Here is a 15,188-nt window from a genome sequence, read left to right as displayed (position 1 = left end):
AAAAGTTATGATCTTAAATTCAAAAATACCTCAAGGCCCGTTAGAACAAAAATGGGACAACTATAAAAAGAAAGCCAAGCTCGTTAATCCTGCCAACCGTAAAAAGCTGGACGTTATTGTCGTTGGAACCGGATTGGCAGGAAGCTCAGTTGCTGCTTCTCTGGGCGAAATGGGTTACAATGTCAAGTCATTCTGTTTCCAGGACAGCCCGAGAAGAGCCCACTCCGTAGCCGCGCAAGGTGGTGTGAATGCCGCTAAAAATTATAAAAATGATGGAGACAGTGTTTACAGAATGTTCGTAGACACCTTAAAAGGAGGCGATTTCAGAGCCCGGGAAGCCAATGTCTACCGGATGGCTGAATGTTCATTAAACCTCATTGATCAGGCCGTAGCGCAGGGCGTTCCGTTCGGACGTGAATATGGTGGCTACCTCAACAACCGTTCTTTCGGTGGTGTTCAGGTGAGCCGGACCTTTTATGCAAGGGGACAAACTGGGCAACAACTTCTTCTCGGAGCCTATCAGGCCCTGATGAGACAGGTTGGAAAAGGAACCGTGCAGTTGTATTCCAGACATGAAATGCTTGATCTGGTGATGATTGATGGTAAAACAAGAGGCATTATCGTCAGGAATTTAGATACCGGAGAAATTGAAAGACATGCTGCCCATGCAGTAATTCTGGCTACCGGAGGTTATGGAAAAATTTATTACCTCTCAACCTTAGCCATGGGCTGTAATGGTTCTGCGATCTGGCGGGCTCACAAAAAAGGAGCTTTGATGGCTTCCCCGAGCTGGATTCAGGTGCATCCTACTTCTCTTCCGCAATCGGGAGATTATCAGTCTAAATTAACCCTGATGTCAGAATCTTTGCGTAATGACGGAAGAATCTGGGTTCCTTCAAAGGTTGATGAAACAAGACTTCCTAATGATATTCCGGAAAACGAAAGAGATTATTATCTGGAGCGCCGGTATCCCGCTTTTGGAAACCTGGCTCCGAGAGATATTTCTTCCCGTGCTGCTAAAGAAAGAATTGATGCCGGTTTTGGAATCGGACCTTTGAAAAATGCAGTGTATCTTGATTTTTCCAAGGCGATAAGAGAACAGGGAAAGGAAAAGATTCAGGAGAAGTACGGAAATTTATTTGACATGTATCTTAAAATCACAGGATACAATGCTTATAATGAACCGATGATGATCTCTCCTTCTGCTCACTTTTCCATGGGCGGACTTTGGGTGGATTATGAACTGATGACTACTATTCCAGGACTTTTTGCTTTGGGTGAAGCCAATTTTGCAGATCACGGAGCGAACAGACTGGGAGCCAATTCATTGCTTCAGGCTTCTGTAGACGGCTATTTTATCGCACCTTACACGATTGCCAATTATCTGGCTGATGAGATTCATACCGGAAAAATTTCACCCGATGCTCCGGAGTTTGAAGCCGCCGAAAATGCTGTAAAAAAACAGATTCTGGATTTCATCAGTATCAGAGGTACCAAAACCGTTGATTATTTCCACAAAACTTTAGGAAAGCTTTTATATGATTACTGCGGACTGGCCAGAAATGAAGAAGGTCTGAAATATGCCATCGGAGAAATCAGGAAATTAAAACAGGAATTTTATAGAGATGTACGGGTTTCAGGACAGGGTGACACAATGAATACTGAACTTGAAAAAGTCGGCCGCGTCGCTGATTATTTCGAGATCGGTGAGCTGATGTGCTATGATGCTTTAACCCGAAATGAATCCTGCGGTGCTCACTTCCGGGAAGAATATCAAACCCCGGACGGAGAAGCTTTAAGGAATGATACCGAATATCAGTTTATCTCCGCGTGGGCATGGGCTGGTGAAAATAATGAACCGGAGCTCATCAAAGAGCCGCTGATATTTGAAGAGATACAGCCAACGGTAAGAAGCTACAAATAAAAAACAAACATTATGGATTTACATCTTAAGATATGGAGACAGAAAGACAGAAAGAGCGAAGGGAAACTGGTCAGTTATGATCTGAAAGAACTGAATCCCCACATGTCTTTCCTGGAAATGCTGGATACTTTAAATGAAAAACTCATTACGGAAGGCGACGAACCTGTAGAATTCGATCACGATTGCCGTGAAGGAATTTGCGGACAATGTGGTATGATGATCAACGGAATTGCCCACGGACCATTAAAAAATACGACGACCTGTCAGCTTCACTTACGGTCTTTTAAAAATGGTGAAACGATTTTAATTGAACCTTTCCGGGCAGAAGCTTTTCCGGTAAAAAAAGACCTTAAAGTAGACCGGTCTGCTTTTGACAGAATTATTTCTTCAGGTGGATTTGTATCCGTCAATACAGGGCAAGCCCCTGATGCTACAGCAATTGCAGTCACTCATCAAACTGCTGAGGAAGCTTTTGATTCTGCCGCCTGTATCGGATGTGGGGCGTGTGTGGCTACCTGTAAAAACGGAAGTGCTGCCTTATTCACTTCTGCAAAAATCACTCATATGGTTCTTCTTCCCCAGGGTAAAGAAGAAAGAAGCGGCCGTGTTCTGAATATGGTCAGCCAGATGGATCATGAACTTTTCGGGCATTGCTCCAATACGGAAGCCTGTGAGGTGGAATGTCCTCAGGGAATTTCTGTGCTGAATATTGCCAGAATGAACTATGAGTATGGAAGAGCGCTGTTCTTCAGGAAAAAGTAGTTAAACCTTAACAACATACATAAAGAATCTGCTTCGCAACCGAGGCAGATTCTTTAAATTAATATCACTCCATTTCAATAGGATTATATGGACGTTTTTTTCCACCATCAATAATAGCATTTCCATTAATATCGTAAGATTTCCCAAGAAAGAATCCCGGATTATCATGATAATTTTGTGCTATTTTTCTAAATTGTTCTCTCGTTATCACAAGAATTCTTTTTTCGCTTCTCAGATATATGTCAGCTGCTTTTTTGTCGATACCTACTGCCATAAAATGGAAGTTACTTTTACTGTCCTCAATCTCAAGAATAAGTCCCGGAAGTCCTTGAAAAACATAGGGACCATTATGAATAGGAATATCTTTAGAATACCAGGCCGTGTATTTTCTTCCTCTGTATTTAGCAATTGCCTTATTGCATGAGTACCCTAATATATTTTTTGTTTCGGTTTCAAGTGCCCAATTAAGAACGGGCTGCCTTTCTTCATATTGATAGGTATTTTTGGCTACATCCTGTACAATTATTTTACCTTCTGAAAAACTTTTGACAACAACGTTTTTCCATTTTTCAGATAAATTTAATGTCTGATTCAGTTCTTTAGAACCTAAATGATCCAGATGGCTGAATTTTTCCATCAGAGAATCTTTTCTTAAACTGTTAAAATCAGAAAACTTAGAAGAATGTTCTCCTAATTGAAGTATACAGACCGCCTCTAATTTCTTTCCTGAGTTTTTAGTATCTCTGACAAATTTTAATTTGTAATATATATTTTGCAGGCTTTTATCTATCACCTTTACTTCATACGAATCAGGTTTCATTGAAAAATTTCCGGTAACAGAAACCTGAGCTCTAGCAAAAGAAACTATAAATAAAAATAGAGAAAAGTAAAATTTCATGTTTTCAGCATTGAAATAAGAACCACAAATATTACGGTTCTTACTTACTACATTTAGCATTTTACATCATTAAAATATTCTGCAGCTTCCACCAGATCACCCCATGTCTGGTAATTATCTGTACATAATGAGTAGGAGGCTCCACAAGGGGCGGTAACACCCACCCATTGACTACAGGCTTTAGCCGTACTTAATTGGGAAGTTTCTTCGCTTTCGATGGCTGCATAATCATTTTTTAATTCAGGCTTTGCTTTTTCTTCAGAATCTGTTCTTTTTTTTACATTTTCTTTAGCACTTACAAGTCCTGCTATAAAAAAAGCAGATAGAAATAATAGTTTTTTCATTGTGTTAAATATTTAAGATTAAGCTCTAAATATAAAAAGAAAAAGAAAACAAATGAAAAAAATAATAATTATAAATATTTAAAAATCAACTATTTAACCTTATTTCCGTTTACTATTATTTTTTTTAATTTAAACTTCGTTCCTTCATGCTAAAAGCCGATAAGAACCCATTAATTAAGATTTTATTTTTTATCTGTTAGTTCAATGGTTGAGAAAAAGTTGTTTGCTACGGATTGATAATCGCCACCACCCTGGCCGGTGCCGCAGATCCCCCTACAATTTTCAATGGAAAAACGCTGATTTTAAATCCTGAAGACGGCAATGCCGCGAGATTGGTAAGCTGCTCGATGTGTAGATATTCTTTTTCTATGCCAACACGGTGCCCTTCCCAGAAATATTCTGGATCATTAAGTTCTTTTGCTTTTTTAGCCATAAATTTTAATGGAAGATCCCAGCCCCACTGATCGATTCCCATTACTTTTACGCCCTGGTCGATCAGCCACTCGGTGGCTTCTTTACTCATTCCGGTTCCTTTTTCTACAAAATCCGGGGTCCCCATCATTTTATCACGGTCGGTTCGGATCAGTACTATATTTCCTTCCTGAATCGTGATTCCGTTTTTATCGAGATCTTTTTTCAGGTCATCAATGGTGATGGCTACAAAATCTTCTTTATGGGTACAGTCAATGACAATACCGTCGCCATAACACCATTCAAGAGGAATCTGATCAATCGTCTTGGCAGGTTTTCCTTCAACCACCGGACCGTAATGCCATGGTGCATCAATATGTGTTGTCGCATGCAGTCCCATATTTTTAATGGAATCATCTGCCCATCCTGTCCAGTTTTTCGGAAAAAGTCTGAACGGAAGATTCAATGCCAGACGGATCAGCCAGTGTGATTTTTTGTGAGCCTTATGTTTGATCTTAACCCTCATAAACCAAGGGTCTCCGGCGTTGTACTGAATCGGTTTGGACAGGTCAATAATGGTTGTTTTCATCTCACAAAGGAAGGAAAAAGGGGTGAATTACCCAATACGAAAAGAGGACCAATTTAAAAATTAGCCCTCTTTGATTCTTTATATTTAGAATGTCAATAGTGAATTTTGCTTCGCAAGTGAATGGTGAATGGTAGATTCAAGATTTCAGATATCAGACTCCAGATATCAGACAATAATCCTATTAACCTGATCACTACGAACTAGCAACCAGCAACTGACCACCAGTCCAAAACTCTAAAACCCTATCACTCTCCGACTCTCTCACTCTCAAACCCTAACTCAGGTTATTTTCGTTGATTACACTTCTTTTTCGAAGTAAAGTCTGTAGTATTTTCCTTTGTCGTCCTCGCCCATTTCCAGCTTCTGTCTGTCACCGTGGATGTAGATGTGGAAGTTTTTATCCAGTTTAATGATACTTTTGAAGTGACGCTGTGTTTTCTTTACAGCCGCTTCACTGATCGGGAATTCTTCAGCAATATTCACCTGCATATCCTGCTCGTAATCGGTTTTGAAATTCACAAAACTTTCGATCACATGCTCATCGCCCAATACTTCGGTTGCAAATTCGTCCAGCTTAAATTCTTCTTTTTCTTTGAAGAAATTAATAGATTTATTTAAGAAATCGGCCTGGTCTGCTTTTGAAACTTCAAATTCCTGTGGAAGCTGTTTGGTTATATAATCTTTGTACACCATTAAAGCTTCCTGCGTGTGGAAATATTCATCGTCACGCTGTTTTACTTTCAGGAAATCCTCGAACCAGTAGTACATATCTCCGTTTTTGTTATTGTCAACCACAGAAAGTACATAACCCGTTTCTTTATTATTGTTGTAAATTAAAGCAGCCTTGTCAATTTTAGACAAACCAATTCCCTGATCTTTTTCAATGTCAAAAGTTTCTTCCTGAGGAGAAATTTTAAGGAAAGATTCTCTCTTTTCTGTTTTAAAGATCCCGATTTTATCTACTTTATCCGGACGGTCACTTTCTTCTTCAAAAAGTACGATAAACAGTTCTCCACCCTGAACTCTAGGGTTTTCAGCGGCTTCAAAAAGGTGTTTTGCAATATTCTCAGACTCCCAAAGGAATTTCGCTTTGTCTTCAAAGATCTCGGATACGGAACTGTATACCGGATTATTGACCAAATACGTGTCACTGTAAAAATTGAAGGTCTCTTCCGATTTAAAAGAACCTAAAAAGTAATCTTCAAGCAATTCTGCCATTCCTTCTTCCAGCTTCAGCTCTTCCTGAGACAGCGTTAAAGATTCTCCGTTGATTTTATTTCCTACTCTGTGTACTATAATTTTTGAAAACATGTCCTGAATAATTTGGAGTGCAAAGATATTCATTCTATTCTTTCTATCATACAAATAAAACAAGTCGGCTAATGTTTGGGAGAAAATAAATGGCTATGTTTTTTATCGCTCGCGGATCTGGCTGATCATGCGGATTTTCTTTCAAATGTAGATTTAAATCCTTAAGAGTATTGAAGGAGATAAGGAACGTTAAGGTAAAATCTGATGATTTTTTTAAAGAGACCAGATTACAAAGCAGCCTTTCTTCACATTCTTAAAAACGTATTGATTTAAAATTTAAAAATAGGTTCTCTTCATTTCGTTTTGATAAAAACCTTATCATTCTGACATGTTTTTTTCGATTCCGGCACATACAAACAACCATACAATTGATTGATTAAAAGCAAATTACATTAAAACCACATTCAAAGGTACGCCGTTGGCTTCATCATCTTCAAAACATACAATATGGACTTAAAGACTTTAAACCGCCTTGACAGGTTAAGAAGATTAAAAAGCAGAGGACCGGAAACCCCAAAGTGGCTGAAACCTTACCATCTGCTTCTCATGGCTTTTATGACCGTTTTCGTCTTTGGAGCCATCATTAAACTTTTAGAACAAAATCATTAATCATATGAACTATTCAGAAGCCGTCCGGGAAATTACAGAAGTTATTCCTGACTTTGAAAACGAACTTACGAAAACGATGCCTCAGACCCCGTACAGTGTCATCCGCACGTTCACGGAACGTATCAAAAATATGGTCCGCCAGAATGACAGAAATGTTTTATTTAAAAGCATTCAGAAAATGGACAAAATTTATACAAACGGAGATCTTGCTTTAAAAAATGCAGTCGAGGGTGTTTTTATTTATTCTCTGGACAATTTTACGGCCTTTTGTAGCGGAGAATACCGTAAAGTGATCTTCAGTCATATGTCAAAAGAGCTGCAACAAACGTATTCGAGACAGATTTACAATCACGGAATTTAAAATTTTCGTTACATTTTTCGTCTGTTTCATTACAAAAGCAGATTTTGCTTTAAAATCAAAACCACTCAAATTCAATAGATTATGAAAACAAAAATCAGAAGAATATCCGACTGGAAAACATGGAAAACCACGACTAACAGGCACAATACAGAACTATTGGTTACTCACATCGCTGTGATTATAGGCGTTTTTATTTTTGCTGCCATGCTGTAAATTTTGGTACACATTTCGCTGCAAGATAAATACTGAAAAATATTAATTATGATGAAAGTACAAATGCAGGCTATTAATAAAAAAATAGCCGTTGAATACTTAAAATTTTTCTATCCACCACTCCGAAGTGAAATCACTCAGTTATCTGTGCAGGAAAACTTTGCCGGTGTGATTCAGGCTACCATTAACTATTTGAAGGATATGCTGCAGGAATCGAAAATCTACATCGTAGCCCATCATATCAAACTGATGGACTGGATCTACAGAAACGGTGATTCTTATGTGAGAACCGTGATCGAAAACCTGTTTGTAAGATCGCTGGAAAGCTTTAAAAAACATTCAAAAATCCAGCAGTGGAAGCTTCTTTATCAGAATATGCCTGATAATTTTCAGCTTATTTATAATGAGCAGCAGAAACAGGACGAGATCTTTTTCGGTAAGTAAGAAATAATTTAATTTGTAAATAGGGCTCCTCAGGCATTTTTGTCTGGGGAGTTTTTTTGTTTTGAATTTTTTAAAGTCAAGGAATTGATAAGAATATTTTATTAAGTATATTTTTATACCCTTTTAAGAACGAAAAATTCAAGGCTGGAATATTCCGCTAAAAATAAAGTTTCCGAGGCCAACATGATGATCCTATTTAGTTGATGACGGAAATATTATCAATCATATTAGATATTATTTGAAATTTTTGTTTTAAAAGTTCTTTATTATGCTTAGCAGATATTTTATTAAATAATATTTCACTACATGGTGTAAAATATATACTTTTGCAAAAATTATCTGATGAAATACTCTTTTTTATTTATTCTTGCGGCTTTACCTATGATGTCATGCAGCGGAAATGATGACAGCACGATCGAAACTCCTAAGCCTGCGGAAAAGAGGGTTTTTCAATTTGAGTACAAAAATTACGCAGTACAGAATATTTCAGTGTACAAAGGTCCTTCCGGTCAGAAAACTGATGTTTCAGAATCTTATCTGAACAGCTACTGGAGTACGTATCAGGAACCGGCCTGGAAAAAAATAAGTCTTGACCTGAAAAATAATTCTCTTCAACTGATCTCCGGAACTTCAGCAGATCTTACCTATAGTGTGAAGATTAATCAAGATTCAGTATTCATTACGGAAAATAACGAACAGAATTTTATCGGGATCTTTAACAGAAGTGAATCTTCATTTACGCTTAAAAGATCATTCCGGTATGTGAAAAGGATGCCGAGAGAAAATATGAACGCTTTAACTATTTCCCAGAAAGCTGTTTTCGGAATTACCGCTTATCAGGATATTTTCGGGAAAAGTGTTTTCGACAATCCAGCAGCAATGACTGCCACCGGAGATGATATTGTGTGGACCAATATTGATTATCATTACAAAAACTTATAACAAATTTTCACGATGTGTAATCAGATCCTAGAAATATCCTTTCATACATTTATTTGATCTGAGAACAGCCTCCCCTGACTAATCGTCAGGGGAGTTTTTTTATCGTTTTATTTTTCAAATTACATGATATTTATCACTATACAGAGAAGTATTTAAATTATAGTCAAACAGTTACGATTAGTTAATCTTTTGTTAATAGCAGTTAACAAAGATTTAATGGTTATATATTTCACACAGTTGTGTAAAAACTATACTTTTAGGGCCTCAAATTAAATTTATGAAAAGAATCATTTTACCCATTGCATTACTGGTTGTAGCCAGTATTACTTCAATCTCCTGCCGTCAGGATATGAATGAGGAAGCACAAACTGTTGTAGAAGGAGCAAAAGCTTCAAAACTAAATCCTGTTGTGGCTTTACCTTCGAAGTATTTAAATTATGACGAAGTATCTGTAGGCGGAAAAGAACTGGCTTCCAAAACTACTACAGTGACTCTAAACAGTGATCAGATGGTGGTAACTTCTCCCAACAAAACGTTTATCGGAGGTGTTTATAATTCCACTACGCTGGACAATCTTTCGTATACCCCGATCTCTTATCCTGTAAAGCCGATCACGGTTTCCTATTCCTTCCCGTCTGACTTTATTGTTGACACGATTGAAAAGCCTACCCTTTCGAGCATGAGATCTTCTATCTTCAAAGCGATGCAGAGTGCCAATTTCAGCGGTCAGCAGTCGCTTGCTTTTGATTATAACATCAAGCAGTTCTCTTATTACAGCGAACTTAAAATTGCTTTCGGCGCTAACGTTAATATCGGAAGTATTTTCAGTATCGATATCAGCGGAAGCAACAATAAAGTGAAAAAAAATACGGGGATCTTTGCTAAGTTCACGCAGAAAAATTTCACCATCGATATGGATATTCCGGATAACGGAAATATCTTCAAAAATGAATCTGACCTGAATTTGGCAGCGTCTAAAAATCCGGTTTACATCAACTCTATCACGTACGGAAGACTGGGAATCATCTCTCTTGAATCTGATTATTCTTACAACGAAACGGCTTTTGCTTTAAAAGCAGCCTTAAATGCTAAAATGGTGAACGGATCCATCAGCATTGATGTTCAGAGTAAAAAAATCCTTGAAGAGTCTGACCTGAAAGTGTACATTCTGGGAGGTATCGGATCTGATGCAGTACAGGTGGTACAGGGTTACACCGGCTTTATCAACTTCATCGTGAATGGCGGTCAGTTTACGGCTAATGCTCCGGGAGTTCCTATCAACTTTACCGCAGCTCATGCAGGTGACAATTCTGTCTACTACACCACATTCACTGTAGAAAAATAAGCATGAAAAAATTAATATTCCTAATGGCAGCTATCTCTATAGCTGCCTTAGAAAGTTGTACGAATGAGCTTGAAAGATCCGCAGAAGCTCAGGAAATGGTCCGCACTCCCCAACAGGTGGTGAATGTAACTTCATTCGGAACCTATCCTTCAGCATTGTCAGGTAAGAATACAAGTATGCTTGCTAAAGGGGGCAATGCGGAAGAATTTACAGAAACAAAAGAATTTGAATCTTCGGAATCCATCGTGCTGCCACACCTTCAGATGTATATTTTCCCGGGATCTCTTCTGAAAGGCAATTCCATACAGGATATGAATTTTAAGCCCATTACGGCTTCAGTAAAGCCTGTTACCGTTTCGATGTCTATTCCGGCTTTGAATAAAAAGACAGCATTCACCATTGATCAGCCTTCTTTATCCAAGACCAGACAGTTGGTACAGGATTATATCCAGTCTGCTGATTTTACACAGAACGGAACGCTGAGCTACAGTGTGGAACAGTTCACGTCTTATGATGAGCTGAAAGTGGCCTTTGGGTCAAATGTGAATACAAGATCTTTATTTGGTAAAAACTCTTCATCTACGAATATTGAAGAAGGGATGATTGCAAAAAGAACGGGATTCTATGTGAAATTTTACCAGACTTCTTTCACGCTGGATATGGATATTCCTGCCGGATCACTTGTGAATGACAACAATTTTGACAGCGGCGGTGTAGAACCGGTGTATGTGAATTCTATTTCTTACGGAAGAATGGGTGTTTTAACGATTGAAACCAATGAACTGACGGAGACGGCAAGAACGACGATCAATGAATCATTCAGCAAGCTGTTTGTAAAGGGTGAAAGTTATCTGACTCAGGAGGAAAAAAACTTCCTAAACGGAGCGGATTTCAATCTTTATCTGATAGGCGGAAGCGGCGTTACCGCTGCACAGTCTTTCAAAGGATATGAAGCTTTTGTGAACCATATTTCTAAGGGAACTTTCTCAAAAAGCCAGCCGGGTGTTCCGATTTTCTGTACATACTCTTATTTAAAGGATAATTCCCCGGTGAAAACTACCTTTAAATTTGACATTAAAAACCCACCGGTTTATGTAAAACTGGTGAAAGAAAATATCACCAGCGGCCGTAACAGAAATGTGGACTTAAAACTGTATTTCTATTCCAGTAAGAGCCAGACCAACACGATTGCTCATCCGAGCATCCGCTTTGTGATCAACAAAATATCAAAAGTAGGGAGAAAAAATAGCGGTATGAATGGAGCCTGGACTTACACTACTACGAATGAACCTATCATTCTTCAAAATGCCGGAATGAATATTAATATGAGCATTCCCAATCAGGTATTGTCCCGTGAGAACGGGCCCTGTATGCCAAGGGGAAGATTCGGGTGTGAAGTGGTACCCATTTACACAGAAGATGTGGAATACAGCATAGCACCAAGTGACAAGTACAATTATCTTGTGATCGATTAATAAGATAACCTAGGTTCGGGATAAGACATTCCAATTTTATCATTATGGAAGGAAGTCAGAAGCTCGAAGAGGAAAGTTATTGAAGTTAAAACGAATAATTATTGGCCGATAGTAACTTCATCCTCCAGCTTCCAATCTTTTAACCTTTTCATCTGAATAAAAAACTCCCCGGACAATACAATCCGGGGAGTTTCTTTTATTTATCTTTTTTCACAAATACTTTCTGAATGGTCAGAAGTTCTTCTTTATTCATTTTTGAGCTTTTTTCCAGCTTAGCCATAAATGTGGAAACTTCTTCAGGCGTTGCGGGAGATCCTAAATTGTCTCCTTTACTGTCAAAAGAATCGGCAAGTACCTCTCCTTTTGGATTCAGGATCAGCCAGAAAGGAAGTCCTGCATTTTCTCCTTTGTACTTGTTCATTAGCTCCTGTCCTCCGGGATTTTCAAGTTTTTTCTTTTCTCCTCTTTCCTGAACATCGATGTAAGTGGTTACAAATTTCTTATCAAAGATGGGTTTGGTTTCGGGAAGGTTCATATTTTTCTCCATCAGTTTACACCAGCCGCACCATGAAGCATGGAATACAAGCAGAACATTTTTCTTCTGAGCTTTAGCTTCAGTAAGCGCTTTGTTCAATTCTATATCTGCCTTTTCCTGTGCAGCATTCAGCTGAGATAGGAATAAAGAGGCAACAAGGATCACTTTAAAAAATTTCATTTAAATTTTGTTTTAGGTTTACCTGTACGAAGTTAGAAATTTTTCTTGTGATATGTTTTACTTATGCTGCAATGTCTTACTTCCAAAAGATATAAATCTCATGTCATTCTATCCATAATTGATGGAGAAAAATGTATATTTGAAATTAACTCATCATTTGTTGAATAAAAAATAAATTCAATGGCATATTGTTATCATTGTGGTTGTTCAGGAGCTTATCATCGTAGAAATGTCGTCACCGGCCACTCGTCATCCAGGTATACAGATGTTACCTATACAGGTCCAAGATTCCTTTGCAATGACTGTGCATTGGACATGGAAAAGACAGCGCTTAAAAACAGGATTTCAAAAAAATATATGATCATCCTGTTTTTAATTGGTTTAATTTATTTTTTCTTAAAGTAAAATGGCAGATTGGGAAAGTTTAAAACCACTCAGAACTCATTTAAAAATATTGAACTGGGTGATTACAGGTCTTACGTTTGTTATATTGATAGTAGCATTCCGTTTTCTTGGCAGTAATCCGCCGAAGGACAACCTATCTGTGCGGGCAAAAATAATAGCTAAAAGTGGAGCTTCAATTAGAGAGAGCCCTTCTAAAAATGGAAAGATCCTAATCATTGCACCTCTACATTCGGAAATAGAAATCATTCAGCGAAAAGTACAAAATGATACGATAGATAATAGAAAAGGCAGTTGGGTAAAAGTTCGGTACCAAAAGAAAACAGGATACGTTTGGGAGCATCTGATTAATTAATGTGACCTACTACCACAATACAAAGTTTTTAATATCAATACGTTGAAACTTTACACAAAAAAACGACCTCTATTATTGAAGTCGTTTATTATAATTTTCTGAAAAATTATTTTTTCAAATCTGCTTTTACATCTTTATAACCATCTGCAACTGCATCTGCCCCTTTTACAGCGGTCTTTTTAACGCTTTTCGCACCTTTGGTGGCTGTTTTCCCTACCCATTTGGTGCTTTTTTTAACGCCTTTTTTTGTAGCGGTTGCTCCTTTTTTAGCTTTGTCTCCAACCCAGTCAGCGCCATCTTTAACTCCTTTTTCTGTGGCTTTTGCCCCTTTTTCAATGGCAGTGCCTACATTTTTCGCTTCCTGTTTTACCGTTTCCTGGGCATGAACAGCTGTTGCAAATAAACCGAACGCTAATAAGGTCAATACATTCTTTTTCATATTGTCTTTTTTTTAAGTTAGTTTGATCAATATAACATAAAACAAGCCAAACCTGTATGATATGAAAATAATTTAATTCAATTAAAAAAAACAATAACCGTCATTTTCCTTCTATGCTTTCTTTAAATGATCACTTCAGGACGGTTTCATCTACTGAAATGGGCTGTTCAAGAACAATCACCGGCTTTTTCTTTTTCAAGAGATCCAGTAATTTTTGAACTGAAAATGTCAGAATCATGTAAAGCAAGATCAACAGTAATACGGATCCAATGCTGTGTTGTCTGTATCCAAAAATTCCTTTTCCCCAGGAAATCAGAATCCATTGAATCATATACATCGAAGTCAGGTTCCTGCTACAGTATTTTAAAAGGCTGGTGAATTTATTTTCTTTCATTTTTAAGGTGAGCCTGAAAATAATCCACAGGAAAATCAGTGTCCATCCGGCAAAGTAAATAACACCTCCGGGTCCCATGTGATAAAAACCATTATAATTATAGGCATCAAATCCGAAAACCAAAGGAGCTCCAATAGCGACGAACACCAATCCTACATACAGCATATTCCTGAATAACTTCTTGCTGTCGTGGTTCAGTTCCAGAAACCATTTCCCAAAAAACATTCCGATGATAATAAAAGACATCCAGGGAAATACCGGAAAATAGATATAAGCAGGATAATCATTGCTGAAAAAAAGATCTGTGATATAATTGATCACCGGATAATCAATAATAGTTCCGCTAACTTCTCTGGATACCAGTGCGATCAGTAATCCTATCGCCAGAATAGCATATTTATTTTTTACATACTCCCGGATAAAGCCGACAAACAGTAAAGAAATCCCTGCTAACTGTAAAATATCTCCCAGCATGACCAGATACATATACTGCTGTTCTATCGGGCCGTGCCATCCGTATTTCTGAATAAAATGATCAGGAGCAAAACCTAAAACTGCCGGAACAATGAACTTCATAAAGTTCATGAAAAAAGCAGCTAATAAAAGTAAACCGCTCCGTTTTATTGAGCTTTTAAGACTCTGATGACTGGACGTCATAAAGGTGATCCCCATACAGATCAGGAAAATAGAAGTTCCTCTGCCGAGAAAGACAATGAAACTCCCGATAACGGTCTCCGACTGCGACTTCACATTCGCGTAAATAAGTAAGGTGTGGATGATAATCATGCCGATGACACTCATCCCTTTGATTAAATCCAGTGCTGCAATTCTTTTGCTTTGCTTTTCCATAGTTTTTTTAGTTTTAATAAGGCTGCAAAACGTATCGTGGATTAATTGATTGAGATTATACAATATCCGTTTTACAGGGTATACATTTTATTTTTTATTTCAATATTTATTTATTCTAAATAAAAACAAAGATACATATTAAAACTAAATTATAATTTATTCATTCTTAAATTATCATGACTATTTTTTAACAATAATCAAAGTATCATCCTGTTGCATCCTATATATCTACCTTAAATAACGAATATAATTCACAACAAAAAACCGCAGTAAACTAGGTCTACTGCGGTTGTATATTAAAGGTAAAAGTTACTTACACTTATTTATTTTAACTTCTTCAAAAATAACTATACTTGATAATCAATTAATTATAAAATTATGGTACAAATAGGATACTGATTTATAA

At 37.5% G+C, this 15,188-nt stretch carries 17 protein-coding genes; 10 read left to right on the top strand and 7 right to left on the bottom strand.

Annotated elements, in window-relative coordinates; genetic code table 11:
* The first annotated feature begins 7 nt into the window (after positions 1-7).
* Together BUA72_RS04155 and BUA72_RS04150 are read left to right on the top strand one after the other, a co-directional pair.
* On the top strand, positions 8-1,924 hold the full coding sequence (locus BUA72_RS04155; protein WP_072921904.1) for a fumarate reductase/succinate dehydrogenase flavoprotein subunit: 1,917 nt from the start codon (positions 8-10) through the stop codon (positions 1,922-1,924).
* A 12-nt stretch (positions 1,925-1,936) separates the two neighbouring features.
* Positions 1,937-2,686 carry a succinate dehydrogenase/fumarate reductase iron-sulfur subunit gene (locus BUA72_RS04150; RefSeq protein WP_047449562.1) on the top strand — a complete coding sequence of 250 codons (750 nt, stop codon included), beginning with the start codon at positions 1,937-1,939 and terminating at the stop codon, positions 2,684-2,686.
* Between the two features lie 64 nt (positions 2,687-2,750).
* On the opposite strand, the gene BUA72_RS04145 is transcribed toward BUA72_RS04150, so the two are convergent.
* The 4 genes from BUA72_RS04145 to BUA72_RS04130 form a co-directional block, all read right to left on the bottom strand.
* Entirely contained in the window at positions 2,751-3,584 is an 834-nt protein-coding gene (locus BUA72_RS04145) for a GLPGLI family protein (protein WP_072922483.1), read from the bottom strand.
* A 53-nt stretch (positions 3,585-3,637) separates the two neighbouring features.
* On the bottom strand, positions 3,638-3,928 hold the full coding sequence (locus tag BUA72_RS04140; protein ID WP_072921903.1) for a hypothetical protein: 291 nt from the start codon (positions 3,926-3,928) through the stop codon (positions 3,638-3,640).
* A gap of 226 nt (positions 3,929-4,154) precedes the next feature.
* A complete protein-coding gene (locus tag BUA72_RS04135; protein WP_072921902.1) occupies positions 4,155-4,928 on the bottom strand; it encodes a cyclase family protein in 774 nt (257 codons plus the stop codon).
* Between the two features lie 297 nt (positions 4,929-5,225).
* Positions 5,226-6,239, bottom strand: a complete 1,014-nt coding sequence (locus tag BUA72_RS04130) for a nucleoid-associated protein (protein WP_034730550.1) — start codon at positions 6,237-6,239, stop codon at positions 5,226-5,228.
* Positions 6,240-6,686: 447 nt separating this feature from the next.
* On the opposite strand from BUA72_RS04130, the gene BUA72_RS24355 reads away from it, so the two are divergent.
* The 7 genes from BUA72_RS24355 to BUA72_RS04100 all read left to right on the top strand — a co-directional run bounded on the left by BUA72_RS24355 (position 6,687) and on the right by BUA72_RS04100 (position 11,628).
* A complete protein-coding gene (locus BUA72_RS24355) occupies positions 6,687-6,848 on the top strand; it encodes a hypothetical protein (RefSeq protein WP_175548850.1) in 162 nt (53 codons plus the stop codon).
* 4 nt (positions 6,849-6,852) lie between these two features.
* Complete coding sequence (locus BUA72_RS04120) at positions 6,853-7,209, top strand: DUF7674 family protein (RefSeq protein ID WP_047449575.1); 357 nt, start codon at positions 6,853-6,855, stop codon at positions 7,207-7,209.
* A gap of 81 nt (positions 7,210-7,290) precedes the next feature.
* Positions 7,291-7,422, top strand: coding sequence for a hypothetical protein (locus tag BUA72_RS24735; RefSeq protein ID WP_262483641.1), 132 nt, complete (start codon positions 7,291-7,293; stop codon positions 7,420-7,422).
* A gap of 48 nt (positions 7,423-7,470) precedes the next feature.
* The gene (locus BUA72_RS04115; RefSeq protein WP_047449580.1) at positions 7,471-7,866 is read left to right on the top strand and encodes a DUF7674 family protein; all 396 of its coding nucleotides are present in this window, start codon (positions 7,471-7,473) and stop codon (positions 7,864-7,866) included.
* Positions 7,867-8,208: 342 nt separating this feature from the next.
* Positions 8,209-8,808, top strand: a complete 600-nt coding sequence (locus tag BUA72_RS04110) for a hypothetical protein (protein ID WP_072921900.1) — start codon at positions 8,209-8,211, stop codon at positions 8,806-8,808.
* A gap of 277 nt (positions 8,809-9,085) precedes the next feature.
* Positions 9,086-10,153 (top strand): thiol-activated cytolysin family protein, encoded by a 1,068-nt coding sequence (locus BUA72_RS04105; protein WP_047449586.1) that lies wholly within the window; start codon positions 9,086-9,088, stop codon positions 10,151-10,153.
* A 2-nt stretch (positions 10,154-10,155) separates the two neighbouring features.
* Positions 10,156-11,628, top strand: a complete 1,473-nt coding sequence (locus BUA72_RS04100; RefSeq protein WP_072921899.1) for a thiol-activated cytolysin family protein — start codon at positions 10,156-10,158, stop codon at positions 11,626-11,628.
* Positions 11,629-11,824: 196 nt separating this feature from the next.
* Here BUA72_RS04100 and BUA72_RS04095 read toward each other — a convergent pair whose 3' ends face one another.
* Positions 11,825-12,343, bottom strand: coding sequence for a thioredoxin family protein (locus tag BUA72_RS04095; RefSeq protein WP_072921898.1), 519 nt, complete (start codon positions 12,341-12,343; stop codon positions 11,825-11,827).
* A 406-nt stretch (positions 12,344-12,749) separates the two neighbouring features.
* Between BUA72_RS04095 and BUA72_RS04090 the strand changes: the two genes are divergently transcribed.
* Complete coding sequence (locus BUA72_RS04090; protein WP_072921897.1) at positions 12,750-13,100, top strand: SH3 domain-containing protein; 351 nt, start codon at positions 12,750-12,752, stop codon at positions 13,098-13,100.
* 106 nt (positions 13,101-13,206) lie between these two features.
* On the opposite strand, the gene BUA72_RS04085 is transcribed toward BUA72_RS04090, so the two are convergent.
* Both BUA72_RS04085 and BUA72_RS04080 read right to left on the bottom strand, forming a co-directional pair.
* Positions 13,207-13,539 (bottom strand): hypothetical protein, encoded by a 333-nt coding sequence (locus BUA72_RS04085; protein ID WP_047449594.1) that lies wholly within the window; start codon positions 13,537-13,539, stop codon positions 13,207-13,209.
* 130 nt (positions 13,540-13,669) lie between these two features.
* Positions 13,670-14,782, bottom strand: coding sequence for a heparan-alpha-glucosaminide N-acetyltransferase domain-containing protein (locus BUA72_RS04080; protein WP_072921896.1), 1,113 nt, complete (start codon positions 14,780-14,782; stop codon positions 13,670-13,672).
* Positions 14,783-15,188: the final 406 nt, after the last annotated feature.

This window comes from Chryseobacterium sp. OV279, from assembly GCF_900128945.1.
Lineage (GTDB): Bacteria > Bacteroidota > Bacteroidia > Flavobacteriales > Weeksellaceae > Chryseobacterium.
The sequence above is the reverse complement of the archived record's forward strand: the minus strand, read 5'-3'. Positions and strand labels throughout refer to the sequence as shown.

Coding starts and splice junctions, on each gene's coding strand:
- BUA72_RS04080 (WP_072921896.1), bottom strand. CDS start 14,782: ATGGAAAAGCAAAGCAAAAGAATTGCAGCACTGGATTTAATCAAAGGG.
- BUA72_RS04110 (WP_072921900.1), top strand. CDS start 8,209: ATGAAATACTCTTTTTTATTTATTCTTGCGGCTTTACCTATGATGTCA.
- BUA72_RS04130 (WP_034730550.1), bottom strand. CDS start 6,239: ATGTTTTCAAAAATTATAGTACACAGAGTAGGAAATAAAATCAACGGA.
- BUA72_RS04090 (WP_072921897.1), top strand. CDS start 12,750: ATGGCAGATTGGGAAAGTTTAAAACCACTCAGAACTCATTTAAAAATA.
- BUA72_RS24355 (WP_175548850.1), top strand. CDS start 6,687: ATGGACTTAAAGACTTTAAACCGCCTTGACAGGTTAAGAAGATTAAAA.
- BUA72_RS04095 (WP_072921898.1), bottom strand. CDS start 12,343: ATGAAATTTTTTAAAGTGATCCTTGTTGCCTCTTTATTCCTATCTCAG.
- BUA72_RS04120 (WP_047449575.1), top strand. CDS start 6,853: ATGAACTATTCAGAAGCCGTCCGGGAAATTACAGAAGTTATTCCTGAC.
- BUA72_RS04115 (WP_047449580.1), top strand. CDS start 7,471: ATGATGAAAGTACAAATGCAGGCTATTAATAAAAAAATAGCCGTTGAA.
- BUA72_RS04085 (WP_047449594.1), bottom strand. CDS start 13,539: ATGAAAAAGAATGTATTGACCTTATTAGCGTTCGGTTTATTTGCAACA.
- BUA72_RS04145 (WP_072922483.1), bottom strand. CDS start 3,584: ATGAAATTTTACTTTTCTCTATTTTTATTTATAGTTTCTTTTGCTAGA.
- BUA72_RS04140 (WP_072921903.1), bottom strand. CDS start 3,928: ATGAAAAAACTATTATTTCTATCTGCTTTTTTTATAGCAGGACTTGTA.
- BUA72_RS24735 (WP_262483641.1), top strand. CDS start 7,291: ATGAAAACAAAAATCAGAAGAATATCCGACTGGAAAACATGGAAAACC.
- BUA72_RS04100 (WP_072921899.1), top strand. CDS start 10,156: ATGAAAAAATTAATATTCCTAATGGCAGCTATCTCTATAGCTGCCTTA.
- BUA72_RS04155 (WP_072921904.1), top strand. CDS start 8: ATGATCTTAAATTCAAAAATACCTCAAGGCCCGTTAGAACAAAAATGG.
- BUA72_RS04135 (WP_072921902.1), bottom strand. CDS start 4,928: ATGAAAACAACCATTATTGACCTGTCCAAACCGATTCAGTACAACGCC.
- BUA72_RS04105 (WP_047449586.1), top strand. CDS start 9,086: ATGAAAAGAATCATTTTACCCATTGCATTACTGGTTGTAGCCAGTATT.
- BUA72_RS04150 (WP_047449562.1), top strand. CDS start 1,937: ATGGATTTACATCTTAAGATATGGAGACAGAAAGACAGAAAGAGCGAA.